Origin of the sequence: Microbacterium sp. ZW CA_36, assembly GCF_044987475.1 — a bacterium.
Classification (GTDB): domain Bacteria; phylum Actinomycetota; class Actinomycetes; order Actinomycetales; family Microbacteriaceae; genus Microbacterium.
In genome coordinates this window covers 44,036-69,151 of record NZ_JBJDRL010000010.1, presented here as the reverse complement: position 1 = coordinate 69,151, position 25,116 = coordinate 44,036, and the positions used below count along the sequence as shown (strand labels likewise).

Genomic DNA, 25,116 nt, shown 5'->3' with positions numbered 1-25,116 from the left:
ATCCGGCAGTCGATACTCTGGCTTCCGTGAGCCAACGGGACGACGCGCGCAGACAGGACCGCGCGCGTGCGCAGGAGCACGACGAGGCGCGCGATCAGGCAGATGCCGCGCAACGCGAAGAGGAGTCGCTCAGGGCTCGCTGGGAAGCGACGCAGGAGAACTTGCGCGAGCGGTTCGACCAGCCCCTCAGCAGGGCGACCGCGCTCACGCAGCGCACGATGGCGTGGTTCCCGGTGCGCGTGTGGCGCCACTTCCTCCAGCACAACGGATTCCTGCTCGCGGCGGGCGTCAGCTACCAGGCGCTGTTCGCGACCTTCGCCGCCATCTACGTCGCATTCGCGATCACCGGGCTCTGGCTCGGCGGCAGCGCGGAGGCCGTTGACGGGCTGATCAACCTGATCAACCTCTACATCCCTGGTCTCATCGCCGACGAAGGCGGGCTCTTCACCCCCGATCAGGTGACCGACATCGCCACGAGCAGCGCCGGTGTCCTCGGCATCACGGGCATCATCGCCCTCGGCACCCTCATCTGGACCGCCATCGGGTTCGTGACCTTCGCCCGTCGCGCCGTGCGCGACATCTTCGGGCTGCCGCCCGACCTCCGCAGCTACATCTATCTCAAGGCGCGCGATCTGGTGGGCGCCGGCATGTTCGCACTCGCCCTGGTCGTCGGCTTCGCCGCCACGTCGATCGGCACCTGGGCGCTCAACTGGGCGTTCGCGTTCTTCGGCTGGAGCAACGCGTCCAGCTGGATCGGCGCGACCGCGAGCATCGGCACGATCATCATCTCCTTCGTGATCTACAGCGCGGCTCTCGGAGGGCTCATCCGCTTCCTCACCGGCACGAAGCTGCCGTGGCGCCGGATCTGGCCGGGGGCGCTCCTCGGCGGCGGCGCGATCACCGTGCTGCAGCTCTTCACGGGCTGGCTGTTCATCTACACGCCCACGAACGCCCTGCTGGCGACCTTCGCGATCTTCGTCGGCCTCCTCCTCTGGTTCCGCATCATCGGCATCATCATGCTGGTCGCCGCGGCGTGGATCGCCGTCGCGGCGGAGGACGAGGAGATCCCGCTGCTTCCCCAGACCGAGGCTGAGCGCCTCGCCGCCGAACACGCGGCGCTGCTGGTGGCGGCGCGGGTGCGGCTGCGCACCGCGCAGGAGTCGCGCGACACGGCCCCCTGGTATCGGCGATGGGCGGCCGACCGCGCACTGAAGGACGCGGAGCAGGAGCTGTCCCAGGTCGAGGCGGCCGCCCCGCCCGCTCCGAAGAAGAAGGCCGGCAGCCTGTTCGAGTGAGTGTCGGCGGTGCCGGATAGTCTTGCCGTCGTGTCTCGCCGTGTTCGCATCGCCTCTGTCAACGTCAATGGAATCCGCGCCGCCACACGCAAGGGCATGATCGACTGGCTCGATGCCGCCGACATCGACGTGATGGCACTGCAAGAGGTGCGGGCCACCGAAGAGGAACTGCGTGCGGCCCTCCCGGGATGGGAGATCGTCAACGACGAGGCGCTGTCCAAGGGTCGTGCCGGCGTGGCGGTGGCCAGCCGCGTCCCCTCGACCGAGGTGCGACGGGTCCTCGGCGCGGCCGCCGACGACGCCGCCGAGGTGCTCGACAGCGCGGGCCGCTGGATCGAGGCCGACTTCGACATCGACGGCGAGCGGCTCATCGTGGTCAGCGCCTACGTGCACACCGGCGAGGCCGAGACCCCGAAGCAGGATGCGAAGTGGGCCTTCCTCGACGCGATGGAGAGGCGGATGCCGCAGCTGAAGGCCGCGTCGCCGCTGGCGCTCGTGATGGGCGACCTCAACGTCGGCCACCGCGAGCTCGACATCCGCAACTGGAAGGGCAACGTCAAGAAGGCCGGCTTCCTCCCCCGCGAGCGTGCGTACTTCGACCGCTTCTTCGGCGAGGAGGGCACCGAGGTGACCGGTGCCGACGGATCTCGGGGCCCGGGACTGGGCTGGGTCGACATCGGTCGCCGCTTCCACGGCGACGTCGACGGCCCGTACACCTGGTGGTCGATGCGCGGGCGTGCGTTCGACAACGACGCCGGCTGGCGGATCGACTACCATCTCGCGACGCCCGAGCTCGGCGACCGGGTGGTCGACTACCGCGTCGTACGGGCGCCGTCGTGGGACACCCGCTGGAGCGACCACTCCCCCGTCGTCGCCGACTACACGCTCGGACGCTGAGCGCTGAGGGGCCTGCGAGCAGCACGCAGGGCGACGCGCCGGCCGCGGGGCCTCAGGAGGGATCCGCCAGAGTGACGATGACATTCCCCCGCTTGCGCCCGCTGTCGACGTAGGCATGCGCCTCGCGGATCCGATCGAGCGGGTACACGCGGTCGATCACCGGGCGCACGTCGCCCGCCGCGGCGAGCCGGGCGAACTCCGCAAGGTGGGCGCCGGTCACGGCGCCGGTGTCCTGCACGCGACGGATGCCGTGGCGGACAGGTCGCAGCTTCGATCCGATCATCCCGGCGAGGTCGGCGATGACGAGCATGAGCACTCCCCCGTGACGGATCACGCGACGCGCCCGGCGGTACGGCGCATTGCCGACGCACTCCACGACAGCGTCGTACCGTGCGCCCGATGACGTGAAGTCCTCGCGGGCGTAGTCGACGACGCGGTCCGCGCCGAGCGAGCGCACCAGCTCGGCGTTGCCCGCGCTGCACACGCCGGTCACGCGCGCCCCGAGCCGCTTCGCGAGCTGGACGGCGGCCGACCCCACCGCGCCCGACGCGCCGTTCACGAGCACGTCGTCGCCCTGCCCGACGCCTCCCGCTTCCAGGAACACCTGCGCGGTGCCGAAGCCGAACGGCAGAGCCGCAGCATCGACGAACGCGAGTTCATCGGGGATCCGCGCGACCGCGCCGGCGGCACGGACCGCGACGTACTCGGCGTGGCAGCCGAACGCGGCACCCCGGAGAAGGACGACGCGATCGCCGACGCCGAAGTCGGCGACGCCGGCACCCACCGCCTCGACCACGCCGGCACCGTCCATTCCGAGCACGCGGTGCTTGGGCCGCCGCCAGCCGAGCGCGAACATCGTGGGCAGTCGAAGCCCCCGGGGCACGTCGCGCGCACGCACCCGGTGATCGGCGACGCTCACGCTGGCGGCGTGCAGGCGCACCAGCAGCTGATCCTCGGCGGGCGTCGGGCGCGGCATCCGTTCGACCGACACCACGTCGGGTCCGCCGAAGCGGTCGTACACGGCAGCACGCATGGTCGTGGCGTCGCCGACGACTCCCCCGGCTGTCCCCTCGGAACGGAGCGCCCTCTTCTCGGTCGTGCTCATGTGTCGTCCTCCATCGGCATAGCCTTACACTGTATGACTTACGACGTAAGGTATCCCGATTCGCGCGTGCTGTCCAGACCCGCCGCGAACTCGACCGCTCCGGCCGCCGCGCGGTGACGGGCGGTACCGTGGACCGAGGAGGTGGCACATGACGACGGTCGCGACGGCGTCCCGCCGGGAGCCCCTGTCACGCGAACGGGTGCTCCGCGAGGCCATCCGCCTCGCCGACGATGGCGGCATCGACGCGCTGACGATGCGCCGGCTCGCGCAGCAGCTCGGCGTCGAGCCGATGTCGATCTACTACCACGTGCGCGGCAAGGACGCCGTGGTCACCGGTGCCCTCGACCTCGTCTTCGAAGACGTCGCGCGCCGTGCCGCAGCGGCGACGACTCCAGCTCCGTCGTCGTGGCGCGAGCACCTGCGTGCGCGCATCCTCGCTGCCCGCGAGGTGCTCCTGGATCATCCGTGGGCGCCGCGCGCCCTGGAGTCCCGCGGCACGATGACGCCGGCGTTCGCCGGCTGGGTCGACACGAATGTCGCCGTCATGAGGTCGGGCGGGCTGTCGTGGGATCTGATCCACCACGCGATGCACACGCTCGGCAGCCGCCAGTTCGGCTTCTCACAGGAGCTCATCCTCGACGATCCGCAGGGTGCGGACGGCGTGCCCGACCCCACCGCCGCTGCCGAGCTCGGCAGGCTCATGCCGAACGTGCAGGCGATGCTGCAGGACGTCGTCCACGACGACGAGGCCGGAACGCTCGGCTGGTGCGACGACCGCACCGAGTTCGAGTTCGCCCTCGACATCCTCCTCGAAGGGCTCGAACGGCGCGCCGGCTGAACCGGGCGCGAGGCATGGCGCACGGAAGCCCCGCCCGCCCGGGGCTTCCGTGCGAGGCTCTCGCGGCGGTCGCTCCCGCGCGGCGGTCGCTCCCGCGCGGCGCGCGCCGCGGCATCCGCTTTATAGACTTGCCGGATGAGCAAACCGCGCCTGTACTCCGGCATGCAGCCCTCCGCCGACTCGCTCCAGATCGGCAACTACATCGGGGCCCTCATGCAGTGGCGCGATCTGCAGGAGTCGTACGACGCGTTCTTCTCGGTGGTCGACCTCCACGCCATCACTGTCGCGCAGGACCCGGAGCACCTCCGCGAGAAGACCCGCCGCACCGCCGCGCAGTACATCGCCGCCGGGATCGAGCCGTCGAAGTCGGCGCTGTATGTGCAGTCGCACGTGCCGGCGCACACCGAGTTGGCGTGGATCCTGTCGACGGTCACCGGCTTCGGCGAGGCCGGGCGCATGACGCAGTTCAAGGACAAGTCGCAGCGCTACGGCGCGGAAGTCGCCTCGGTCGGGCTCTTCACGTACCCGGTGCTGATGGCGGCCGACATCCTGCTGTACCAGACCGACATCGTGCCGGTCGGCGACGACCAGAAGCAGCACGTCGAGCTCACCCGTGACCTGGCCGAACGCTTCAACAGCCGCTTCGGCGAGACGTTCACGGTGCCGATGCCGGTCATCCAGCAGGAGACCGCCCGCATCTACGACCTGCAGAATCCGACGGCGAAGATGTCGAAGTCGGCGGAGTCGGATGCCGGCGTCCTGTGGATGCTCGACGACCCGGCCGTGTCGGCGAAGAAGATCATGCGCGCCGTCACCGACTCCGAGGGGTCGGTGCGCTACGACCGCGAGGCCAAGCCCGGCGTCTCGAACCTGCTGGTCATCTACGCCGCCCTGACGGGCCGACAGATCCCGGCGATCGAGGACGAGTACGCCGGCCGCGGCTACGGCGACTTCAAGAAGGGCCTGGCCGAGGTCGTGGTGAACGAGTTCGGGCCGGTGCGCCAGCGCGCCCTGGAGCTGCTCGACGATCCCGCCGAGCTCGACCGCGTGCTCGCCGCGAACGCCGCGAAGGCCGAGTCCGTCGCGAACCGCACGCTCGCCGACGTGTACGACAAGGTCGGCCTCCTCCGCCGCACCCGCTGAGTCGGCGGACGGATCCCGCCGCCGCTGATTCGTCGGACGGAACCCGCCGCCGCTGCCGCGGCATCCATCCGGCGCACTGCGTCACCTGTCCTGCGGGTCGTGGCTCCCTCTTGTGTCGCGGCTGTTGCTGCTCCTCGTCGCCCGTTCCGAACTCAGGAACACCAACCCACCCGGGCGCACGGTGAGGCGGATTTCTGCGGTAGCGCTCGTGCAGCCGCCGAGCCGTTCCTGAGTACGGAACCGATGTTGCCGGACAGCAACGCTCGGCTTGGTTCCGAACTCAGGAACCGCGGAGCACGTGGGCGGAGAATCCGCGGAACTACGCTGCGGTCCCGGGCGGCACATCAAGCGATCCTGAGTTCGGAACGAGCGGCGGGCCCGACGGGTCGACCGCCTTCAGCGGCGGGAACGTGCGGCAAGGACTCCGCGTACGGCGAGGAACACCGAATCCGGGTCGTACATGATGTCCTCTGCGGCCAGCCGGAGCACGACAAGGCCGCGCTGCGCAAGCTTCAGGTCGCGACGGTAGTCCGTAAGCTGCTGCTCCCAATCGCTGTGATGAGCCTTGCTGTCGCATTCGATGACCAGCCATCCGTCGACCACCATGTCGACGAAGCCCACACCGTCGAACTCGACCTGCGGTTCTGCCGTGCTTCCGAGCTTGCGAACCATCAGGCGCACGAGCGTCTCCGGGCCGGACTGCGCACGGCCATCGATCAATCCGCGCAGCACGCCGTACCTCGACGGAAGCAGGTCGAAGATGTCGCTGACCTGGTCTACGGCCATCAATCCCTTGTTCAGCGCGCTGTCGATGGATGCCACCGCCGCACCAGGCGCCTGGCATCGCACGGCATGCGCGAGGGCGGCGACGATGCCGACGCACGTCGCCGCCCCAGGCTGCTCCGGCAGGCTTGTCCAGTGCAGACATGTGCCATGCCTGCGCCGGCGGCTCAGTAGCTTCCTTCGATCATGTGGCGACCGCAGGCGGCTCGACTGCGCGGTGAGGTGTACGTGCAGGCTCGAGTTCGCCAACACGAAGACTCCGAGCAGCTGCAGAAGCGACACGCAGGTGAGCCGCCCGCCCACTCGCACCGCGCGGACAACGGCATCCGGCGCATCGGGCGCCAGGTAACGGTCACGTCGGGCGCGGATGAGGTCTCCCGCTCTCACCGCAGCGGTGATCCCGCGGCGAGTCATTCCGTCGGCGAACAGGTCCGCACGCGTCCGGTGCATCTCCCACATGACCAGTCACACTGCTGCGTTCGCGCACGGCTTCTCAGCCGTCGGCTCCGGATCCGTGCACAACTCCTCCCCCTCTGCGCCGGGGCCCTGCCTGGGGAGGAAGCAGTCCGTTCCGTACTCAGGATCACGGATGCTGCGGCCGCAGACTGATCGCGGAGATCCGCGGGCGCCGGCGCCCGGCGCCTGGTTCGTTCCTGAGTACGGAACGCGTTGCCGGCAGGTTCGGCGGGGAGGGTTCTCGCTCACCGACCCCACCGCAGACGACTGGACCGGTGGGTGTCAGCCCGGCCCTCGTGTCGCCGCTGCGTGGCAGGATGAGCGCATGCCCGAGATGCCCGAGGTGCAGGGACTCGTCGACTTCCTTCGCGAGCGGCTCACCGGCGTGCGCATCGCGCGCGCGACCATCGCCAACATCGCGGCGCTGAAGACGTACGACCCGCCGATCGAGGCGCTGGCGGATGCGGAGATCACCGGCGCCTCGCGCCACGGCAAGTTCGTCGACCTGTCGACGACCGGCCCTCACCTCGTGTTCCATCTCGCCAAGGCGGGATGGCTGCGCTGGTACGACGAGCTGCCCAAGACGGTCATCCGGCCGGGCAAGACGCCGATCGCGCTGCGCGTCGCGCTGTCGGACGGCGCCGGGTTCGACCTCACCGAGGCGGGCACCAAGAAGTCGCTCGCCGTGTACGTCGTGCGCGACCCCGCCGACGTGCCCGGCATCGCACGACTCGGGCCCGACCCGCTCGACCCGGCTTTCACACGCGACACGCTGGCGGGGCTGCTGGCGGGCCGTCGCACCCAGATCAAGGGCGTGCTGCGCGACCAGGCGACGATCGCGGGGGTGGGCAACGCCTACTCCGACGAGATCCTGCACGCGGCGAAGATGTCACCCTACGCCCTCGCGACCTCGCTGACCGACGACGAGGTCACCCGGCTCTTCGACGCGATGACCGAGACGCTGACGGATGCCGTCGCCGAGGCATCCGGCAAGCCGCCGGCCGAACTGAAGGACGCCAAACGACGGGGCATGCAGGTGCACGGACGCCGCGGTGAGACGTGCCCGGTGTGCGGCGACGAGGTGCGCAGCGTCTTCTTCGCCGACAACTCCCTCGAGTACTGCCCGACCTGTCAGACCGGCGGCAAGATCCTCGCCGACCGGCGCCTGTCGCGGCTGCTGAAGTAGATCGGAGCGCTCGGGGCGTCTCGTCTCTGCGTTTCGACTCGCAAGCTCGCTCAGCGACCGCGTTCCTCGCTCGCTCGACGACCGGTGTCCGCACCGGCGGGACGTTGGCTCACGCCCGAAACGCGTCAGTCGCTCGTCGTGCCCATGAGCAGGCGGGCGTCGTCGTCGACCCAGTCGAGCGACTTCGACACGGCCTTGCGCCACTGGCGGTAGCGCCGCTCGCGCTCGTCCTCCGGCATCCGCGGCTCGAAGCGGACGTCTTCGCGCCAGTGCGTGCGCAGTTCGTCCAGCCCGCCCCAGACACCGGTCGCGAGCCCGGCCGCGTAGGCGGCGCCGAGTGCCGTCGTCTCGACGACCTTCGGACGCACGACCGGGATGCCGAGGATGTCGGCCTGGAACTGCATGAGCAGGTCGTCGCGCGTCATGCCGCCGTCCACGCGCAGCTCGTCGAGCGTGCGTCCGGTGTCCTCGACCACGGCCTCGATGACGTCGCGGGTCTGGAAGGCGGTCGACTCGAGCGCGGCGCGGGCGATGTGCGCCTTGTTCACGTAGCGGGTGAGTCCGACGAGCGCACCCCGCGCATCCGGCCGCCAGTAGGGAGCGAACAGCCCGGAGAAAGCGGGCACGAAGTAGGCGCCGCCGTTGTCGTCGACGCTGGCGGCCAGCGTCTCGACGTCCTCCGAGCGGTGGATGATGCCGAGATTGTCGCGCAGCCATTGCACGAGCGAGCCGGTCACCGCGATCGACCCCTCGAGCGCGTACCGTGCCGGCTCGTCGCCGATGCGGTAGCCGACCGTCGTGATGAGGCCGCTGCCCGAGCGCACGATCTCGGTGCCGGTGTTCACGAGGAGGAAGTTGCCGGTGCCGTACGTGTTCTTCGACTCGCCCGCGTCGAAGGCTGCCTGCCCGAACGTCGCCGCCTGCTGGTCGCCGAGGATGCCGGCGATCGGGACGCCGTCGAGGACGGACGGCAGCTGCGAGTGCCCGACGACCTCGGACGACGAGCGGATGGCGGGCATCATGGCCCGCGGGATGCGCCAGGCGGCCAGGAGGTCGTCGGACCAGTCGAGAGTGCGCAGGTCCATCAGGAGCGTCCGCGACGCGTTGGTCACATCGGTCACGTGGATGCCGCCCCGCGCGCCGCCGGTGAGGTTCCACACCACCCAGGTGTCGGGAGTGCCGAACAGCAGCTCCCCCGCCTCGGCCGCGGCGCGGGCGCCGGGGACGTGATCGAGGATCCATTCGACCTTCGACGCCGAGAAGTACGTGGCCAGCGGCAGGCCGGTGGTGTCGGCGAACCGGTCGGCGCCGCCGTCGCTGGTCATCTCGTCGATGCGCGGCTGGGTGCGTGTGTCCTGCCAGACGAGCGCGTTGTGGACAGGTCGGCCGGTGCGCTTCTCCCACACGATGGCCGTCTCGCGCTGGTTCGTCACGCCGATGGCGGCCACCTCTTCGGCGCTGATCCTGGCGCGCGTCAGGCACGACGCGATCACCCATTCGGCGCTGGTCCAGATCTCCACCGGGTCGTGCTCGACCCATCCCGCGCGGGGGAAGATCTGCTCGTGCTCGCGCTGCGACACGGCAACGACCGCGCCCTCGGCGTCGAACACGATCGCACGCGTCGAAGTCGTGCCCTGATCGATGGACAGCACGTGGTCGGGCAACGTCGTCTCCTTCGTCGGTGGGCGGCATCGCCCTCGGTGCCGCGGGCTGCGCCCGGGTGCGGTCAGGCTATCGCGCCGACGCCGGCGCCCACGTCGGATCGGCGGCGTGGACGCGCTCGAGCGCGCGTGCGACCTCCACGGCCGAGCGTGCGGCATCCCAGTCGAGCACGGGGGCGATCGCCGCGGCGACCTCCGCCACCGCCTCGTCTGTCGCGGCGCCGATGAAGGCGATGCTGGTGCGCCGCAGCAGCACGTCGTCCAGGTGCTCCACATCCTCTGTCGCGGCGAGGTGACGCAGCTCCCCCGAGCTGTAGCCGGGCAGGTGCTCCAGTGGGGCGTCCTCGGGATCGGCGGCGATCGCGTCGACCACGGCCTCGGCAACCGTGCCGTAGCGGTCGAGCAGCGTCGCGACGCGCGCGGACGGCACATCGACGGCGTGCGCGGTGATCCACTGCTGACGCGCGCGCTCGGTCGTCGGGAAGCCCCGGCCGCCGCCGATCGGCACACCTCGCGTCGACCGACGGCGTGGCAGGGCGAGCGCCTCCAGGACGAGGTCGGCGAGGTGCTCGGCCGACGCGCGGAAGGTCGTCCATTTGCCGCCGACGAGGCTGAGCACCGTGGTGTCACCGCCGACCAGCGGCGCCGATTCGACGCGGTAGTCGCGCGAGACGAACCCCGGCGAGACTTCGCCATGGCCGGGCAGCGGACGCACGCCCGCGAACCGGTAGACGATCTGCGAGCGCTCCACCGGGATCGAGGGCAGGACCTGGCCGATCAGCTCGACGAAGTAGTCGACCTCGGCCTCGGTGCACACGATCGGCTCGCCCAGGTCGTGTTCGAGGTCGGTGGTGCCCACGAGAACCCGGCCCTTGAGCGGATAGATGAGTACGATCCGGCCGTCCTCGTTCTCGAAGAACAGCTCCCTGCCGCCCGTCGCCCCGAGCAGCTGCGGGTGGTCGAGCACGATGTGCGATCCCTTCGTGCCGCCCATGTAGCGTGTCGGATCCCCCAGCGCGAGGTTGGTCTCATCGGTCCAGGGACCGCTCGCGTTCACGACGACGGATGCCGCGAACGGCGTCTCTGCGCCGGTGGCCGCGTCGCGCAGCACCACCCGGCCCGCGTCGATGCCCACCGCCGCGGTGTAGTTCGCGGCGCGCGCCCGGTCGCGGCCCGCCGTCCGGCCGTCGCGCAGCACGTCGAGGGCGAGCCGCTCGGGGTCGTGCAGCGACGCGTCCCAATAGGTCGCCGTGTATCGGACGGCGGGGTTGAGCAGCGGCAGCTGGGCGAGCGACCGTTTGCGTCCGTGGAAGGTGTGACGCGGCACGGTCCCGCCGCCGAACACTCCCCCGCCTCGCGAGAACGAGTCGTAGATCACGAGCCCGATCTTGATGAGCGCCGCGCCGCGCTCGCGCGGCTTGCCCCCGCCGTGCCGCAGGAAGCGCAGCGGCGCCGACAGCACGCCCGAGAAGGTGGAGAAGATCGGGATCGTCGTCTGCAGCGGCCGTACGTAGTGCGGGGCGATGCGCATCAGCGCGTTGCGCTCGGTCACCGCCTCGTGAACGAGCCGGAATTCGCCGTTCTCGAGGTAGCGGATGCCGCCGTGGATCATGTGCGACGACGCCGCCGACGCGCCGCTGACGAAATCGTCTCGCTCCACGAGCGCGACGTCGACGCCCTGCATGGCGAGGTCACGGAACGTCGCGAGCCCGTTGATCCCGCCGCCGATGATCAGCACGTCCGCATAAGGCCGCGCCGCCAGTTCCTCGAATGCCCGCATCGATCCCGCCGTGTTCATCGCCTCACCATCCCCTTCCCAGGCTACGTCGGTGCCACGACATCGGGCCGAGCGACGCCCGGTGCGCACGGGGCGCGGGTTCATGCGAAGACATGGAATGAATGGCCGGATGCCGCGTTGACTACACTCGAGAGCATCAACGTGCTCCGGGGTCGGTGAGAATCCGAACCGGCGGTGACAGTCCGCGAGCCAAGGCTTCAGCATCCGTGACGGATGACGCCGCGGCCGATCCGGTGGAATTCCGGAACCGACGGTGATGCGACAGGGTTCCTTCGGGAGCGCGGTCGCTAGTCCGGATGGGAGGCAGCACACCAGCGACGCCACAGGCGTCGCCGCTTCCCCTTGCCCCGGAGCGTCGAGAACGACGAGACGAGGGGCGGGATGGCGAGCACGGCGGAACACGACGCGATGCGTCGGGCACTGGCGATCGCACAGCGCGGTCCGCGCGGTGTGAACCCGCAGGTGGGCGCTGTGCTGCTCGGCCGCGACGGCTCGATCATCGCCGAAGGCTGGCACCGTGGCGCGGGCACGCCGCACGCCGAGGTCGACGCCCTCTCGAAGCTCGCGCCGGGTGAGGCGCGTGGAGCGACGGCGATCGTCACGCTCGAGCCCTGCAACCACACCGGCCGCACCGGCCCCTGCTCCGAGGCCCTCATCGCCGCGGGCGTGACGCGTGTCGTGTACGCCATCGCGGATCCGGGCGACCACTCCTCCGGTGGCGGCACGCGGCTGCGCGCCGCCGGGGTCGACGTCGAGGCGGGCCTTCTCGCCGATGAGGCGACGACGCTCCTCGAGTCGTGGCTCACGGTCCAGCGCCTCGGCCGTCCGCACGTCACCGTCAAGTGGGCGCAGAGCCTCGACGGCCGCGCGGCGGCACCCGACGGCACCAGCCAGTGGATCACCGGACCGGCGGCGCGCGCCGACGTCCACCGCCGGCGCGCGGAGGCCGACGCGATCGTCGCCGGCACGGGCACCGTGCTGGCCGACGACCCGGCGCTCACCGCGCGAGCCGAGGACGGGACGCTCCTGTCCCACCAGCCGGTTCCCGTCGTCGTCGGCGCGCGACCGGTGCCCGAGGATGCCACCCTGCGCCGGCATCCCCACCCGTTCCTGCAGTACCCGGGCGATCCAGCGTCGGGGGGCCTCGCCGCAGCGCTCGAGGACCTGCGCACGCGCGGTGTCCAGCGCGTCTTCGTCGAGGGCGGTCCCGCCGTCGCCGCCTCGTTCCTGCGCGAGCGGCTCGCCGACGAGCTGCTCGTGTACGTTGCACCGGTGCTCCTGGGCGGCGACCGCCTGGCGCTGCATGACATCGGCGTCACGACCATCGGCGAGGCGAAGCGCCTGGTCGTGGCATCCGTCACCCCACTCGGCGACGACCTGCTGTACGTCGCCCACCCCACGCCGCCCGCCGCCGACGCGCTGCGAGCACCCGCGCGCGTGGATCAACCGTCGTCGGAAGGAGACGAGTGATGTTCACCGGAATCGTGGAGGAGATCGGCGAGGTCACCGCCGTGGAACCCTCGGGCGACGGCGTGCGCCTGACCGTGCGTGGGCCGAAGGCCGTGTCGGATGCCGGACACGGCGACTCGATCTCGGTCAGCGGGGTCTGCCTCACCGTCGTCGGCCAGGGCGATGGCTGGTTCACTGCCGACGTCATGAAGCAGACGCTCGACATGTCGACGCTCGACGGCGTCGCCGCCGGCCGAGCCGTGAACCTGGAGCGCGCGACCGCGGCACACGGCCGCCTCGGCGGGCACATCGTGCAAGGCCACATCGACGGCACCGGCACCGTCCTGGAGGTGCGCCCCGGCGCACAGTGGCAGGTGCTGCGCATCTCGCTTCCGGCGGAGCTCGCCCCCCTGGTCGTCGACAAGGGCTCGATCGCCGTCGACGGCGTCTCGCTCACCGTCAGCGCCGCGAGCCCCGCTCCCGCGACCGAGGCCTGGTTCGAGGTGTCGCTCATCCCCGAGACGCTCGCGGCCACCACCCTGGGTGCCCGCGTGCCGGGCGACCGCGTCAACCTCGAGACCGACATCCTGGCGCGCCACGTGCAGCGACTCCTCTCATTCGCGGCTCCGGCCGCACCCGCGCTCCGCGAGGCTGCATTCGCGGCTCCGACCGCACCCGCGCTCCGCGAGGCTGCTTTCGCGGCTCCGGCCGCACCCGCGCTCCGCGAGGCTGCCTTCGCGGCTCCGGACGCCGCACCCGAACTCCCCGCGGACGCGTCCGCACCGACGGAAGGAGGCTCGAAATGAGCCTTTCCACGATCCCCGAGGCCCTCGAGGCGCTGCGCGCCGGGCGGCCGGTCATCGTCGCCGACGATGAGAATCGCGAGAACGAGGGCGACGTCATCCTGTCGGCCCAGCTCGCCACTCCCGAGTGGGTCGCCTGGACGGTCCGCTGGACGAGCGGATTCCTGTGCGCCCCTATGCCCTCGGAATGGGCCGACCGACTCGATCTGCCGCCGATGGTGGAGAACAACCAGGACGCGCGCGGCACCGCCTACACGGTGAGCGTCGACGCCGCCGACCGCATCTCGACCGGCATCAGCGCCGTCGACCGCGCCCACACGCTCAACGTGCTCGCCGACCCCGAGTCGACGCCGACGAGCGTCATCCGGCCCGGCCACATCCTGCCCCTGCGCGCCGTCGACGGCGGCGTGCGCGAGCGCGCCGGTCACACCGAGGCCGCGGTCGAGCTCATGAAGCTCGCAGAGCTCGCACCGGTGGGCGTCATCGGCGAGGTCGTCGCCGACGACGGCAGCATGATGCGGCTGCCGGGACTCCAGGAGCTGGGCGCCGAGTACGACATCCCGGTCATCACGATCGAGCTCCTCATCGCCTACCTCGACGAGAACGCCCCCTGCGACCCCGCGATCCGGGGCGCCCACAAGCGCCGCGTGAGCCTGCGCGCCGAGGCGAACGTGCCCACCTCGCACGGCGCGTTCCGGTTCCTGGCGTACAAGGACCGCGTCACCGGCACCGACCACATCGCCGTCGTCTCAGGCGAGCTCGGCGACGCGCCGCTCGTGCGCGTGCACTCCGAGTGCCTGACCGGCGAGGCCTTCGGGTCACTCAAGTGCGAGTGCGGCCCGCAGCTCGAGGCCGCCCTCGACGCCATCGAGCAGGACGGCGGCGTCGTGATCTACATGCGCGGTCACGAGGGCCGCGGCATCGGACTCATCAACAAGCTCCGCGCCTACTCGCTGCAGGAGCGCGGCCTCGACACAGTCGACGCCAACCTGGCGCTCGGCCTCCCGGCCGACGCGCGGGACTACGCGGCCGCCGCCGGCATCCTGTCGGATCTCGGCGTCGAGCGCGTGAGGCTGCTGACCAACAACTCCGACAAGGTGAACCAGCTGCGCGAACTGGGTCTCGACATCGTCGAGCAGGTGCCGCTGCTGGTCGGCGTCGGCCCGAACAACCACCAGTACCTGGCGACGAAGCGCGACCGCATGGGTCACCTCATCGCGGAGGCGGACCTCGCCGACGCACTCGCCCAGATGCACGAGGGAGCAGAACGATGAGCGGCAAGGGCGCGCCCCTGGTCACCGGAACGGTCGACGGCACGGGAATCGATGTCGTCGTCGTCGCGGGAACGTGGCACGAGACGATCACCGACGGCCTCATCGCCGGCGCCGAGCGCGCCGTGACGGCCGCCGGCGCCTCGCATCGCATCGTGCGGGTGCCCGGCTCGTTCGAGCTGCCCGTCGTCGCGAAGGCGGCACTGGATGCCGGCGCCGACGCGGTCGTTGCCCTCGGCGTCATCATCCGCGGCGGGACGCCCCACTTCGAGTTCGTCTCGAACGCGGCGACGGACGGGCTCACGCGCGTGGCGCTCGACACGGGCAAGCCGGTCGGGTTCGGCGTGCTGACGCTCGACGACGAGGCGCAGGGCATCGCCCGGGCCGGCCTCGAGGGCTCGGTGGAGGACAAGGGCTTCGAGGCGGCGGATGCGGCGATCCGCACCGCCCTCGTGCTGAGGGAACTTCGGGGCTGACGCAGGTCGGTCGTTGAGCGAGCGAAGCGAGACCAAACGACTGGTGATCGGCTGACCTTCAGCTAGACTGATGGCATGGAGATCCTTCGCCACATCGTCGTGCTCATCCACCTCGTCGGCTTCGCCGTGCTGTTCGGCGCCTGGGTGGTCGAGGCGGTGAACGGCAAGCGGCGATTCACCCGGGTCATGGACTGGGGTCTCGCGATCGCCGCGGTGGCCGGACTCATCCTCGCCGCGCCGTGGGGCATCGAGTACGAGCTCAACTACGTCAAGCTCGGCGTCAAGCTCGTGATCCTGCTCGTGATCGGCGCCCTGCTCGGCATCGGCCGCGGCCGCCAGCGCAAGACCGGGTCGCTCCCACCGGCGATGTTCTGGGCTGTCGGCGTGCTGACGCTCACCAACGCCGCGATCGCCGTGATCTGGCGCTGACGCACGGCCTCAGAGCTTCGATAGCGGATGCCGCGGCCCCGGCCGCGGCATCCGCTTTCCGCATCCCGGGTCTCGGTGCGCCGCTGCGGGAGTAGGCTGGTTCTCCGTGCCGGGCGACACCGTCCGCGCTCACGGTGATCCAGTGCAGTGCCGCCTGACGCGTCACCCTGCGCCATGCGGACGCCCACCGCCGCATCCCACCAGGATGCCCCGCTCCGCGCATGCCCAGGTGAAAATTGACCTCCCCCACCACCGCCGCGATCCCCGCGGCCCCCGCAAATCCCCGTTCCCGCGTCATCCTCGCCAGTCTCGTCGGCACGACGATCGAGTTCTACGACTTCTACGTCTACGCGACCGCCGCCGTCCTGGTCTTCCCCATCCTCTTCTTCCCCACCGGCAACGACACCACGTCGCTGCTGCTGTCGTTCAGCGTGTTCGGCGCCGCGATGGTGGCCCGCCCGCTCGGCGCGATCGTGTTCGGCCACTTCGGCGACCGCTTCGGCCGCAAGGCCACCCTCGTCGCGTCGCTGCTCACGATGGGCATCGCGACCTTCCTCATCGGGTGCCTGCCGACCTACAACGAGATCGGCGTGTGGGCGGCCGTGCTGCTGCTGGTGCTGCGCCTCGCGCAGGGCTTCGCGCTCGGCGGCGAATGGTCGGGCGCGGCGCTCGTCGCGACCGAGAACGCCCCGAAGGGCAAGCGCGCCTGGTACGGCACATTCCCGCAGCTGGGCGCGCCGCTCGGCTTCATCATCGCCAACTCGGTGTTCCTCGCGATCAACTACCTGCTCCCCCACCCCGACGGCGCCGGGCAGCGATCGGAGGAGTTCCTGGCGTGGGGCTGGCGCGTGCCGTTCCTGTTCTCGGCCGTCATGGTCATCATCGGCCTGTGGGTGCGACTGCGCCTCGTGGAGTCCGAGACCTTCGTCAAGGCGGAGGAGAAGGGCGCGATCCGCAAGTTCCCCCTCGCCACCGTCCTCCGCCATCACTGGTGGCACCTGATCCTCGGCACGTTCATCATGCTGGCGACCTACGTGCTGTTCTACCTGATGACGAACTTCACGCTCTCGTACGGCACGAAGGCTGCCGACCTCGAGACGGCGTCCGCCGCGGCGCAGGCCGCCGCCGAGGCCGCGGGCAACCCGTTCGACGCCACCGCCTTCTCGGCGCAGTTCTACCCCGGTCTGGGCTTCGGCTACACCGACTTCGTGGTGATGCAGATCATCGGTGTCGTGTTCTTCGGCATCTTCACGCTGCTGTCGGGCCCGATCGCCGACGCGATCGGGCGTCGACGGCTGCTGCTGTGGGTGACCGGCCTCATCATCGTGTTCGGTCTCACCTTCAACATCTTCCTGCTGCCGCAGGTCGACCCGAAGTTCACCGGCGCGCTGGTGCAGGCGTTCCTCGTGTTCGGCTTCATGCTGATGGGGTCGACCTTCGGACCCATGGGTGCGGTGCTCCCGGAGCTCTTCCCGACGAACGTGCGGTACTCGGGCTCGGCGATCTCGTACAACGTGTCGTCGATCCTCGGTGCCGCGCTCGCGCCGATCGTCGCGGTGTGGCTGTGGGCCTCCGCCGGCGGCAGCCCGGTGCTGGTCGGTCTCTACCTCTCGGCGATGAGTGTGCTGACCTTCATCGCGCTGATCCTGGCGCCCGAGACGAAGGACATCGACTACGACGCCGACCTCGGCGTCGGGGCGACCGGCTCGCTCTGACCTCGGTACCCAAGACGACGGATGCCGCAGCCCACGTGGGCTGCGGCATCCGTCGTTCGGGGCGTTGTGTCTCAGTCGAGGAACAGGGCGCGCAGGCGCTTCGTCGTGAACACGAGACCGATCGCGATCATGACGACGTAATACAGCACGTGCCACCACATCTCGGGCGTGAGGATGCCGGTCGTCAGGCCGCGCACCAGCTCGACGCCGTGCCACAGCGGGAACGCCATGATGATGTGCTGCACCCACTCGGGATAGATGGTGATCGGGTACAGCGTCGCCGAGAAGAGGAACATCGGCAGCAGCACGAAGTTGATCCAGTCCATCTGCTGGAACGTCTTCATGTAACTGGTGACCGCCATGCCCAGGCTCGCGAAACCGAAGGCGATGAGGAGCACGGCGGGCAGCGCGAGGATGGCGGTCCACGCCAGGTTCAGCCCGAGGATCTGCATGATGATCATGAAGCCGGTCGCGTAGAGCAGGCCGCGCAGCAGCGCGTAGAGGATCTCTCCCAGCGCGACGTCGAGCGGACCCAGCGAGGTCGCGAGCATGCCCTCGTAGAGCTTGCCGTAGTTGAGCTTGAAGAACACGTTCCACGTGGAGTCGTAGATCGCGCCGTTCATGGCCGAGACGGCGAGCAGCGCGGGAGCGATGAAGGCCGCGTACGGCACCTCGATGCCACTGGAGGTCTGCACGTCGCCGATGAGGGCTCCGAGACCGATCCCCATCGAGGCGAGGTAGAACACCGGCTCGAAGAAGCCCGACAGCACGACCGCCCAGCTCGACGAGCGCGCGGCGATGAGACCGCGCTGCACGACGGACTGCGGGTTGCCCGCCCAGAGCGCCCGCACGCCGCCGGCACGGGTGACCGCGGTCTCGGTTCCGGTCGCGACGGTCATGCGCCGAGCCTCCTCTGGAAGATGCGGCGACCGATGACGTACCCGCCGATCGACAGCACCAGCAGATACCCGACGTGGATCACGATCGCGAACGGATCGACCGGCATGCCGTAGGTGGCGATGCGGCCGAGCTCGGTCGCGTGCCACAGCGGCGAGACCCAACCGATCCACTGCAGCCACAGCGGCAGGGTGGCCAGCGGGTAGAAGGTGCCCGAGAACAGGAACATGGGCATGAAGATGAAGCGCTGCACGAGCGCGACCTGGCCCTTGTCGTCGGTGATCGACGCGGCGTAGGCCATGTACGGGATGCCGAAGGCGAGGCCCGCGAGCAGTCCGATCGGTATCGTGAGCCAGCCGGTCGCCGGGTCTGGCACGGCCTGGAAGAGCCACAGGAACAGGTAGTAGGCGACCACGACGACGATGATGCGCGCGGACGCGCCGGCGACGACGCCGCCGGCGATCTGCCCCGGCGACAGCGCCGAGGCGCTGAAGCCGAAGAAGTAGCGACGCCACTTGAAACCGGCGATCACCGGGTACGAGAACTCCTCGGACGCCACCGAGATCGCCGCAGTCATCAGCAGCGCCGGCGCGACGAACACGAGGTACGACACCTCGACGCCGTTCTGCGAGATGGGCGCGTCGATGAGGGCGGCAAGTCCCACCGCGAGGCCCAGCAGGTACAGGATCGGCTGCCCGAGGGCGCCGACCACGATCGTCCAGCCGTATGCGCGCATCGCGCGCACCATGTGCTCGGTGACGTACCACGTGCCGAATGCGCGGGGCTTGCGTCCCCACTGCATCGCCTCGGCGCGCAGTTCGTCGAGCGAGAGCTGCGTGGACGTGGCGGCCGGCGCGCCGCCGGGCCGCGGCATCCGTGACTCGCCTGGCTCGCCGGCGGGCGGAGCGTCTTCGGGAACGGAGGTCATTCGATCAGCGACCTTCCGGTGAGGCGCAGGAACACGTCCTCGAGGCTGGAGCGCCGCACGAGCGACGTGATCGGCGTCAGCCCTCGCTGCGTCACCGTCTCGAGGGCCGCCTCGCCGTCGTGGGCGTAGACCAGGATGCGGTCGGGCAGGACCTCGACGCGTTCGCCGATGCCCTCGAGCTGCGGTGCGACCTGCTCGTTGCGCTCCGAGCCGAAGCGCACCTCGAGCACCTCGCGGCTGGAGTGCTCGCGGATGAGCGAGGCGGGGGTGCCCTCGGCCATGATGCGGCCCTTGTCGACGACGATGAGCCGGTCGCAGAGCTGCTCGGCCTCGTCCATGTAGTGCGTCGTGAGCACCAGCGTCGTGCCGCGCTCCTTCAGCCGGAACAGGCGGTCCCACAGCACGTGGCGCGCCTGCGGGTCGAGGCCCGTCGTCGGCTCGTCGAGCAGGAGGATGCGCGGGTCGTTGATGAGGCCGCGCGCGATCGTGAGGCGGCGCTTCATGCCGCCGGAGAGCTGCTCGACCTTGCTCTTCGCCTTGTCTTCGAGCTGGGCGAACGCCAGCAGCTCGTCGGCCTTCTGGTGGCACACCTTGCCGGGCAGCCCGAAGTAGCGGCCGTAGATGTAGAGGTTCTCGCGCGCGTTGAGCTCACCGTCGAGGTTGTCCTGCTGCGGCACGACTCCCAGGCGCGAGCGGATCTCGGGTCCGTAGCGGTCGGGATCGAGCCCGAGGATCGACAGCGCGCCGCCCGTGCGGGTCGAGACAGCGCCGACCATCTTCATCGTCGTGGACTTGCCGGCGCCGTTGGGGCCGAGCAGGCCGAACGACTCTCCGGGCGCGACCTCGAACGACAGGCCGTCGACGGCGAGGAAGTCGGGCTTGCCTTTGACCTTGTAGGCCTTGACGAGGTTCTCAGCGGTGATCACGGGGGCAGGCACCGCACCACACTAACCCCCCGCTCCGACACCGCACAGCGCGCCGACTGCTCCCCTCACCGACCCGTTCACTTGCGCTATGCGTACGCGACCCGCCGCGCGCGGCGTACGTCCAGCGCAAGTGAACCGGGATGGTGAGGCCGGGACGAACGGCGCAGGATGCGTCAACGTGAGTTGACGTCGCGAGACGTGTCAACTACGGTTGACGACGGATGCCGCACCCGCAGCGTCCGTGACCCGACAGCTCATCCTCCGATGGGCGGCCACCAGAGAGGCGATGCGATGAGCGGTGACGACCTGCGCACCCTGATCGGCGCATCGGACGCGCGCGAGCCGCTCGCCGAACTGCACCGTCTCGCCGAGGTCCGCCGCGAGCTCGCTCGCGCCGAAGAGGTGCAGGTGCGCAAGGCCCGCAACCTCGGCTTCTCGTGGCAGGCGATCGCGAGCGCCCTGGGCGTGAGCAGACAGGCCGTCCACAAGAAGTACGGTCGAAGGTAAGCCCCCTTCACGAACGAGGTACACCCATGCCCTCCGCCGAACTCGACGAAGCCCCCGCCGCCGCATCCCCCGCGGCGTCCTCGCCGCGCCCATCGCGCGGACGCGGGCGGCGCGGCAAGAACCAGGAAGGCCCGCGCGCGAGCTTCGCGCAGCTGCTGCCCTACCTCTTCGAGCACAAGCGCACTCTCGCTGTGGTGGTCGTGCTCAGCATCCTGAGCGCGGGCACGTCGCTGGTGCAGCCGCTGCTCGTGGGCGAGGTCATCACCCGGGTGCAGGACAATCTCGACCTCGGCGTTCTGATCTGGGCGCTCGTCGGGTTCGTGCTGCTCTCGTCGCTCATCTCGGGCTGGCAGCACTACCTGCTGCAGCGCACCGGCACTGCCGTCGTGTACTCCAGCCGACGCCGGCTCATCGCCCGCATCCTGCATCTGCCGATCAGCGAGTTCGACGCGCGTCGCACCGGCGACATCGTTTCGCGCGTCGGCAGCGACACGACCCTCCTCTACGCCGCGCTCACCCAGGGCCTCGCCGACTCCATCGGCAACGCACTGCTGTTCGCCGGCGCCCTGATCGCGATGGCGCTCATCGATCCGGTGCTGCTCGGGATCATCGTGCTCGTGATCGGCATCTCGGTGCTCGGAGTCGTGACTCTGAGCGGCCGCATCCGCACCGCGTCCACCGAGCAGCAGGAGAAGGTGGGCGCGCTCGCCTCGGGTGTCGAGCGCGCCGTCGGGTCGATCCGCACGGTGCGCGCGTCGGGTGCGACGGACCGCGAGGTCGAGTCGGTCACCGCGCAGGCGACGGATGCCTACACCGTCGGCGTCCGCATCGCCAAGGTGTCGGCGCTCGTCGTGCCGATCGCCGGCATCGCGCTGCAGGTCTCGCTGCTGGTCGTGATCGGTCTCGGCGGCTTCCGCGTCGCGACCGGTGCGCTGTCGATCGCCAGCCTCGTGACCTTCATCATGTTCCTGTTCATGCTGATCGCGCCTCTCGGCTCGTTCTTCGGCGCGATCACGTCGGTGAGCCAGGCGCTCGGCGCCTTGGGCCGTATCCAGGAGGTGCTGGACCTGCCGACCGAGTCGCAGAGCGACGCCGAGGTCGCTGCCCGGGTGCGCGCGGCCGAGACGCCGTCTGGCTCGGATGCCGCCGCCGAGGCGGCGATCGAGTTCCGCGACGTACGGTTCCGCTACCCCGAGAACGTCGTCGAGGCGCGTCGCAAGGCGGAGTCCGAGGCGCGCGCGGTGCTCGAGAGCGCCCACGTCGACACGTCCACCATCGCGCTCGGCGACGAGTCTGCGGTGGCTCACGCGGAAGGACGGACGGATGCCGCGGCATCCGCCTCCGCCGATGCCGACGTGCTGCGGGGCGTGTCGTTCTCGGTGCCGCGGGGTGCGCGCGTCGCGCTCGTCGGCCCGTCGGGCGCCGGCAAGAGCACGACCCTCGCGCTCATCGAGCGCTTCTACGACCCGACGGACGGCGCCATCCTGCTGGACGGCACCGACGTGCGCGCTCTCGACCGCGACGCGCTGCGCGCACAGCTCGGCTACGTCGAGCAGGACGCCCCGACCCTCGCCGGGACGATCGGCGACAACCTGCGACTGGCGTCGCCCGAGGCGTCGGATGCCGAGTGCGAAACGGTGCTGCGCGCCGTGAATCTCGGCGACGTGCTCGACCGCAACCCGCTCGGCGTCGACGCTCCGGTGGGCGAGTCGGGCGTCATGCTCTCGGGCGGCGAGCGCCAGCGTCTCGCGATCGCGCGGGCGCTGCTGGCCGCTCCCCCGATCCTGCTGCTGGACGAGTCGACCTCGTCGCTCGACGGGCTCAACGAGCAGCGGATGCGCGAGGCGATCGACGCGGTCGCCGCCGGCCGCACGCTCATCGTGATCGCCCATCGCCTCTCGACCGTCGTCGACAGCGACCACATCGTCGTCATGGACCACGGCCAGGTCGTCGGGCAGGGCACGCACTCCGAACTGGTGCGGACGACGCCGCTCTACCGCGACCTCGCGAAGCACCAGCTGCTGGTCTGAGCCTCAGCGCAGCGTCACGGGGAACAGCTCGGTCCGCGCGATGACGCGGTCGCGCTCGGCGGCGTTCGCGGTGCGGCGAGGATCGGCCAGGTAAGCGTCCAGCGCGGCCTGGTTCGGGATGCGGTAGACCTGGGTCTCGAGCGGGCGGCCCTGCATCCCGTCGCCGACGGCACGGACGTCGAGCACGATCCCGTGGTCGGGCAGCAGAGCGAGCACGCCGTCCTCGTAGGCGACGAGCGCGTCTTCAGCACCGGGGTGAGCCCAGAGCAGGCAGCACAGGATGATCTCGGAATCGGCCATGTGCGTCATCCTGCCACCACCGTCGCGGCCCGCTGCTCATCGCCGCCCACATGAACCGGTTCACTTGCGCTGAACGTACGCCCGGACCGCGTGTCGACGTACGTTCAGCGCAAGTGAACACGGACCGAGCGCGCGGGGAGCTCGGTAGAGGTGCACGACGAAGGATGCCCCGGCCACCGCACAGGTGAGGCCGGGGCATCCGCTCTTCGTGGAGCGGGAGTCCGCCGAGGTCAGGCGCGCTGCAGGCGGTACCGCAGGGCGGCGAGCTCGGCCCACAGTGGAGCGGGGACGCGTCCCTCGAAGGTGCGGTAGAACTCCTCGGTGAGGTCGGCCTCCTGCAACCACAGCTGCGGGTCGACGGCGAAGAGCTCGTCGAGATCGGCCTTCGACACGTCGGTGCCCTCGAGATCGAGGTCCTCGGCGCGCGGAAGGCGACCGATCGGACTCTCGACGGCGCCGACCTCACCCTCGATGCGACGGATGATCCAGTCGATCACGCGCGAGTTGTCGCCGAAGCCCGGCCACAGGAAGCGTCCGTCCGTGCCCTTGCGGAACCAGTTCACCTGGAACACGCGCGGCGCGCGGTCGAACCGCAGCTTCTGCCCGACCTTCAGCCAGTGCGCGAAGTAGTCGGCCATGTTGTAGCCGCAGAACGGCAGCATCGCGAACGGGTCGCGGCGCAGCTCGCCGACGGTGCCCTCGGCGGCCGCGGTGCGCTCGGACGAGACGTTCGAGCCCATGAAGACGCCGTGGGTCCAGTCGGTGGCCTCGACGACGAGCGGCACGTTGGTGGCGCGGCGCCCGCCGAAGAGGATAGCGTCGAGCGGCACGCCCTGCGGCGCGTCCCAGTCGTCGGCGATCTGCGGGCACTGCGCGGCGGCGACGGTGAAGCGCGAGTTCGGGTGGGCGGCGGGGCGACCGGATGCCGGTGTCCACGGGTTGCCCTCCCAGTCGGTGAGCTCTGCCGGCGGCTCGTCGGTCAGGCCCTCCCACCAGACGTCGCCGTCGGGACGCAGCGCGACGTTGGTGAAGATCGTGTTGCCCCAGAGCGTCTCGACCGCGGTCACGTTGGTCGAGGCGCCGGTACCCGGCGCGACGCCGAAGAAGCCCGCCTCGGGGTTGATGGCCCAGAGGCGGCCGTCCTCGCCCGGACGCAGCCACGCGATGTCGTCGCCGAGGGTCTCGACGCGCCAGCCCGGGATGGTCGGGCGGAGCATCGCGAGGTTCGTCTTGCCGCATGCCGACGGGAAGGCTGCGGCGAGATGGTAGGCGCGTCCTGCCGGGTCGATCACCCGGATGAGCAGCATGTGCTCGGCGAGCCAGCCCTCGTCGCGGCCGATGACCGAGGCGATGCGGAGGGCGAAGCACTTCTTTGCGAGGATCGCGTTGCCGCCGTAGCCCGACCCGTACGACCAGACCTCGAGGGTGTCGGGGAAGTGCACGATGTACTTCTCGTCGTTGCAGGGCCACGCGACGTCGGCCTGGCCGGGCTGCAGCGGCGCGCCCACCGAGTGCACCGTCTTGACCCAGGGGGCTCCGCCGGCGATCTCGCGCAGCACGTCGGTGCCCACGCGGGTCATGATGCCGATCGAGGTGACGGCGTAGGCGCTGTCGGTGACCTGCACGCCGATGTGCGAGAGCGGCCCGCCGACGGGGCCCATCGAGAACGGCACGACGTACATCGTGCGGCCGACCATCGAGCCCTCGAACAGCGGAGTGATGGTGGCGCGGATCTCGTCGGGCGCGGCCCAGTTGTTGGTCGGGCCGGCGTCCTCCTCGCGTTCGGAGGCGATGAAGGTGCGCCCCTCGGTGCGAGCGACGTCGCTGGGGTGCGACCGTGCGAGGTAGGAGCCCGGGCGCCACTCGGGGTTGAGCTTGATGAGCTTCCCCTCGTCGACCATCTCGCGCAGCAGCGCGTCGTTCTCGGCACGCGAACCGTCGACCCAGTGCACGCGGGCGGGCCGGGTGAGCGCGGCGATCTCGTCGACCCAGGCGCGCAGTGCGACCATGCCCTCGCCCTGAACGGTCGGCAGTTCGCCATACGTCCGCGTGGTGCCGTTCGATGTGGCAGTGGGATGCGCGGTGGAAGCGGAGCCTTCGGTCCGGGTGAAGATGTCGGCAAGGGCCATGGTGTCGCTCCTCGTTGATTCGACCGTCGGATGGTTTCGACGATGCAGATTCGTGCTCTTCCTCTACTTTCGACCCTGATGGATGCCTCTTCCC

Annotated in this window: 21 protein-coding genes and 1 pseudogene; 13 read left to right on the top strand and 9 right to left on the bottom strand. The window is 70.3% G+C overall.

Annotated features, from left to right (window positions below; genetic code table 11):
* The first annotated feature begins 26 nt into the window (after nt 1–26).
* Nucleotides 27–1,295, top strand: a complete 1,269-nt coding sequence (locus ACI3KX_RS07000) for a YihY/virulence factor BrkB family protein (protein ID WP_363357927.1) — start codon at nt 27–29, stop codon at nt 1,293–1,295.
* Between the two features lie 30 nt (nt 1,296–1,325).
* Nucleotides 1,326–2,192 carry an exodeoxyribonuclease III gene (locus tag ACI3KX_RS06995; RefSeq protein ID WP_404909037.1) on the top strand — a complete coding sequence of 289 codons (867 nt, stop codon included), beginning with the start codon at nt 1,326–1,328 and terminating at the stop codon, nt 2,190–2,192.
* 52 nt (nt 2,193–2,244) lie between these two features.
* Here ACI3KX_RS06995 and ACI3KX_RS06990 read toward each other — a convergent pair whose 3' ends face one another.
* Complete coding sequence (locus ACI3KX_RS06990) at nt 2,245–3,297, bottom strand: NAD(P)-dependent alcohol dehydrogenase (RefSeq protein ID WP_404909034.1); 1,053 nt, start codon at nt 3,295–3,297, stop codon at nt 2,245–2,247.
* A 148-nt stretch (nt 3,298–3,445) separates the two neighbouring features.
* Here ACI3KX_RS06990 and ACI3KX_RS06985 point away from each other — a divergent pair, with 148 nt between their 5' ends.
* On the top strand, nt 3,446–4,135 hold the full coding sequence (locus ACI3KX_RS06985) for a TetR/AcrR family transcriptional regulator (protein WP_404909031.1): 690 nt from the start codon (nt 3,446–3,448) through the stop codon (nt 4,133–4,135).
* Between the two features lie 135 nt (nt 4,136–4,270).
* Nucleotides 4,271–5,278, top strand: coding sequence for a tryptophan--tRNA ligase (gene trpS / locus ACI3KX_RS06980; protein ID WP_349426719.1), 1,008 nt, complete (start codon nt 4,271–4,273; stop codon nt 5,276–5,278).
* 396 nt (nt 5,279–5,674) lie between these two features.
* Here trpS and ACI3KX_RS06975 read toward each other — a convergent pair whose 3' ends face one another.
* On the bottom strand, nt 5,675–6,520 hold the full coding sequence (locus ACI3KX_RS06975) for a DUF559 domain-containing protein (RefSeq protein ID WP_363357931.1): 846 nt from the start codon (nt 6,518–6,520) through the stop codon (nt 5,675–5,677).
* A gap of 322 nt (nt 6,521–6,842) precedes the next feature.
* Between ACI3KX_RS06975 and ACI3KX_RS06970 the strand changes: the two genes are divergently transcribed.
* Nucleotides 6,843–7,703, top strand: coding sequence for a DNA-formamidopyrimidine glycosylase family protein (locus ACI3KX_RS06970; protein ID WP_363357932.1), 861 nt, complete (start codon nt 6,843–6,845; stop codon nt 7,701–7,703).
* A 125-nt stretch (nt 7,704–7,828) separates the two neighbouring features.
* Here the strand turns inward: ACI3KX_RS06970 and glpK are convergent, their stop codons facing one another.
* A complete protein-coding gene (glpK, locus tag ACI3KX_RS06965) occupies nt 7,829–9,367 on the bottom strand; it encodes a glycerol kinase GlpK (protein ID WP_404909026.1) in 1,539 nt (512 codons plus the stop codon).
* A 67-nt stretch (nt 9,368–9,434) separates the two neighbouring features.
* Nucleotides 9,435–11,162 (bottom strand): glycerol-3-phosphate dehydrogenase/oxidase, encoded by a 1,728-nt coding sequence (locus ACI3KX_RS06960; protein WP_404909023.1) that lies wholly within the window; start codon nt 11,160–11,162, stop codon nt 9,435–9,437.
* A gap of 381 nt (nt 11,163–11,543) precedes the next feature.
* Here ACI3KX_RS06960 and ribD point away from each other — a divergent pair, with 381 nt between their 5' ends.
* The 6 genes and pseudogenes from ribD (at nt 11,544) to ACI3KX_RS06930 (ending at nt 17,305) form a co-directional block, all read left to right on the top strand.
* A complete protein-coding gene (ribD, locus tag ACI3KX_RS06955) occupies nt 11,544–12,632 on the top strand; it encodes a bifunctional diaminohydroxyphosphoribosylaminopyrimidine deaminase/5-amino-6-(5-phosphoribosylamino)uracil reductase RibD (protein WP_404909020.1) in 1,089 nt (362 codons plus the stop codon).
* Nucleotides 12,632–13,246 (top strand): annotated as a pseudogene (locus tag ACI3KX_RS06950) (riboflavin synthase); the annotation flags it as partial. The gene ribD and the pseudogene ACI3KX_RS06950, both read left to right, overlap by 1 nt.
* Before the next feature lie 167 nt (nt 13,247–13,413).
* Entirely contained in the window at nt 13,414–14,688 is a 1,275-nt protein-coding gene (ribA, locus tag ACI3KX_RS06945; protein ID WP_404909017.1) for a GTP cyclohydrolase II, read from the top strand.
* Nucleotides 14,685–15,161 (top strand): 6,7-dimethyl-8-ribityllumazine synthase, encoded by a 477-nt coding sequence (gene ribH, locus ACI3KX_RS06940; protein WP_404909014.1) that lies wholly within the window; start codon nt 14,685–14,687, stop codon nt 15,159–15,161. Before ribA ends, ribH begins: the two co-directional genes overlap by 4 nt.
* Nucleotides 15,162–15,236: 75 nt before the next feature.
* Complete coding sequence (locus ACI3KX_RS06935) at nt 15,237–15,590, top strand: Fe-S protein (protein ID WP_363357938.1); 354 nt, start codon at nt 15,237–15,239, stop codon at nt 15,588–15,590.
* A gap of 236 nt (nt 15,591–15,826) precedes the next feature.
* Entirely contained in the window at nt 15,827–17,305 is a 1,479-nt protein-coding gene (locus tag ACI3KX_RS06930) for an MFS transporter (RefSeq protein ID WP_404909011.1), read from the top strand.
* Between the two features lie 71 nt (nt 17,306–17,376).
* On the opposite strand, the gene ACI3KX_RS06925 is transcribed toward ACI3KX_RS06930, so the two are convergent.
* Genes ACI3KX_RS06925 through ACI3KX_RS06915 form a run of 3 tightly spaced genes read right to left on the bottom strand, consistent with a single transcriptional unit; the run spans nt 17,377 to nt 20,068 of the window.
* Entirely contained in the window at nt 17,377–18,204 is an 828-nt protein-coding gene (locus ACI3KX_RS06925; RefSeq protein ID WP_363357940.1) for an ABC transporter permease, read from the bottom strand.
* A complete protein-coding gene (locus tag ACI3KX_RS06920; RefSeq protein ID WP_363358240.1) occupies nt 18,201–19,076 on the bottom strand; it encodes an ABC transporter permease in 876 nt (291 codons plus the stop codon). Before ACI3KX_RS06920 ends, ACI3KX_RS06925 begins: the two co-directional genes overlap by 4 nt.
* A 50-nt stretch (nt 19,077–19,126) precedes the next feature.
* Nucleotides 19,127–20,068 carry an ATP-binding cassette domain-containing protein gene (locus tag ACI3KX_RS06915; protein ID WP_363357941.1) on the bottom strand — a complete coding sequence of 314 codons (942 nt, stop codon included), beginning with the start codon at nt 20,066–20,068 and terminating at the stop codon, nt 19,127–19,129.
* A gap of 279 nt (nt 20,069–20,347) precedes the next feature.
* On the opposite strand from ACI3KX_RS06915, the gene ACI3KX_RS06910 reads away from it, so the two are divergent.
* On the top strand, nt 20,348–20,563 hold the full coding sequence (locus tag ACI3KX_RS06910) for an AsnC family protein (RefSeq protein WP_331911830.1): 216 nt from the start codon (nt 20,348–20,350) through the stop codon (nt 20,561–20,563).
* Between the two features lie 26 nt (nt 20,564–20,589).
* Nucleotides 20,590–22,593: an ABC transporter ATP-binding protein gene (locus tag ACI3KX_RS06905; RefSeq protein ID WP_404909006.1), complete on the top strand. Its 2,004-nt coding sequence runs from the start codon at nt 20,590–20,592 to the stop codon at nt 22,591–22,593.
* Between the two features lie 3 nt (nt 22,594–22,596).
* Here the strand turns inward: ACI3KX_RS06905 and ACI3KX_RS06900 are convergent, their stop codons facing one another.
* Both ACI3KX_RS06900 and ACI3KX_RS06895 read right to left on the bottom strand, forming a co-directional pair.
* Complete coding sequence (locus ACI3KX_RS06900) at nt 22,597–22,893, bottom strand: hypothetical protein (RefSeq protein ID WP_363357943.1); 297 nt, start codon at nt 22,891–22,893, stop codon at nt 22,597–22,599.
* A 230-nt stretch (nt 22,894–23,123) separates the two neighbouring features.
* Nucleotides 23,124–25,022 (bottom strand): phosphoenolpyruvate carboxykinase (GTP), encoded by a 1,899-nt coding sequence (locus tag ACI3KX_RS06895; protein ID WP_363357944.1) that lies wholly within the window; start codon nt 25,020–25,022, stop codon nt 23,124–23,126.
* Between the last annotated feature and the right edge of the window lie 94 nt (nt 25,023–25,116).

Excerpts from the sequence above, each read along its gene's own strand:
- ACI3KX_RS06990 (WP_404909034.1), bottom strand. The coding sequence starts at position 3,297 with ATGAGCACGACCGAGAAGAGGGCGCTCCGTTCCGAGGGGACAGCCGGG.
- ACI3KX_RS06985 (WP_404909031.1), top strand. The coding sequence starts at position 3,446 with ATGACGACGGTCGCGACGGCGTCCCGCCGGGAGCCCCTGTCACGCGAA.
- trpS (WP_349426719.1), top strand. The coding sequence starts at position 4,271 with ATGAGCAAACCGCGCCTGTACTCCGGCATGCAGCCCTCCGCCGACTCG.
- ACI3KX_RS06975 (WP_363357931.1), bottom strand. The coding sequence starts at position 6,520 with ATGTGGGAGATGCACCGGACGCGTGCGGACCTGTTCGCCGACGGAATG.
- ACI3KX_RS06970 (WP_363357932.1), top strand. The coding sequence starts at position 6,843 with ATGCCCGAGATGCCCGAGGTGCAGGGACTCGTCGACTTCCTTCGCGAG.
- ACI3KX_RS06960 (WP_404909023.1), bottom strand. The coding sequence starts at position 11,162 with ATGAACACGGCGGGATCGATGCGGGCATTCGAGGAACTGGCGGCGCGG.
- ribD (WP_404909020.1), top strand. The coding sequence starts at position 11,544 with ATGGCGAGCACGGCGGAACACGACGCGATGCGTCGGGCACTGGCGATC.
- ribA (WP_404909017.1), top strand. The coding sequence starts at position 13,414 with ATGAGCCTTTCCACGATCCCCGAGGCCCTCGAGGCGCTGCGCGCCGGG.
- ribH (WP_404909014.1), top strand. The coding sequence starts at position 14,685 with ATGAGCGGCAAGGGCGCGCCCCTGGTCACCGGAACGGTCGACGGCACG.
- ACI3KX_RS06935 (WP_363357938.1), top strand. The coding sequence starts at position 15,237 with ATGGAGATCCTTCGCCACATCGTCGTGCTCATCCACCTCGTCGGCTTC.
- ACI3KX_RS06925 (WP_363357940.1), bottom strand. The coding sequence starts at position 18,204 with ATGACCGTCGCGACCGGAACCGAGACCGCGGTCACCCGTGCCGGCGGC.
- ACI3KX_RS06920 (WP_363358240.1), bottom strand. The coding sequence starts at position 19,076 with ATGCCGCGGCCCGGCGGCGCGCCGGCCGCCACGTCCACGCAGCTCTCG.
- ACI3KX_RS06910 (WP_331911830.1), top strand. The coding sequence starts at position 20,348 with ATGAGCGGTGACGACCTGCGCACCCTGATCGGCGCATCGGACGCGCGC.
- ACI3KX_RS06905 (WP_404909006.1), top strand. The coding sequence starts at position 20,590 with ATGCCCTCCGCCGAACTCGACGAAGCCCCCGCCGCCGCATCCCCCGCG.
- ACI3KX_RS06900 (WP_363357943.1), bottom strand. The coding sequence starts at position 22,893 with ATGGCCGATTCCGAGATCATCCTGTGCTGCCTGCTCTGGGCTCACCCC.
- ACI3KX_RS06895 (WP_363357944.1), bottom strand. The coding sequence starts at position 25,022 with ATGGCCCTTGCCGACATCTTCACCCGGACCGAAGGCTCCGCTTCCACC.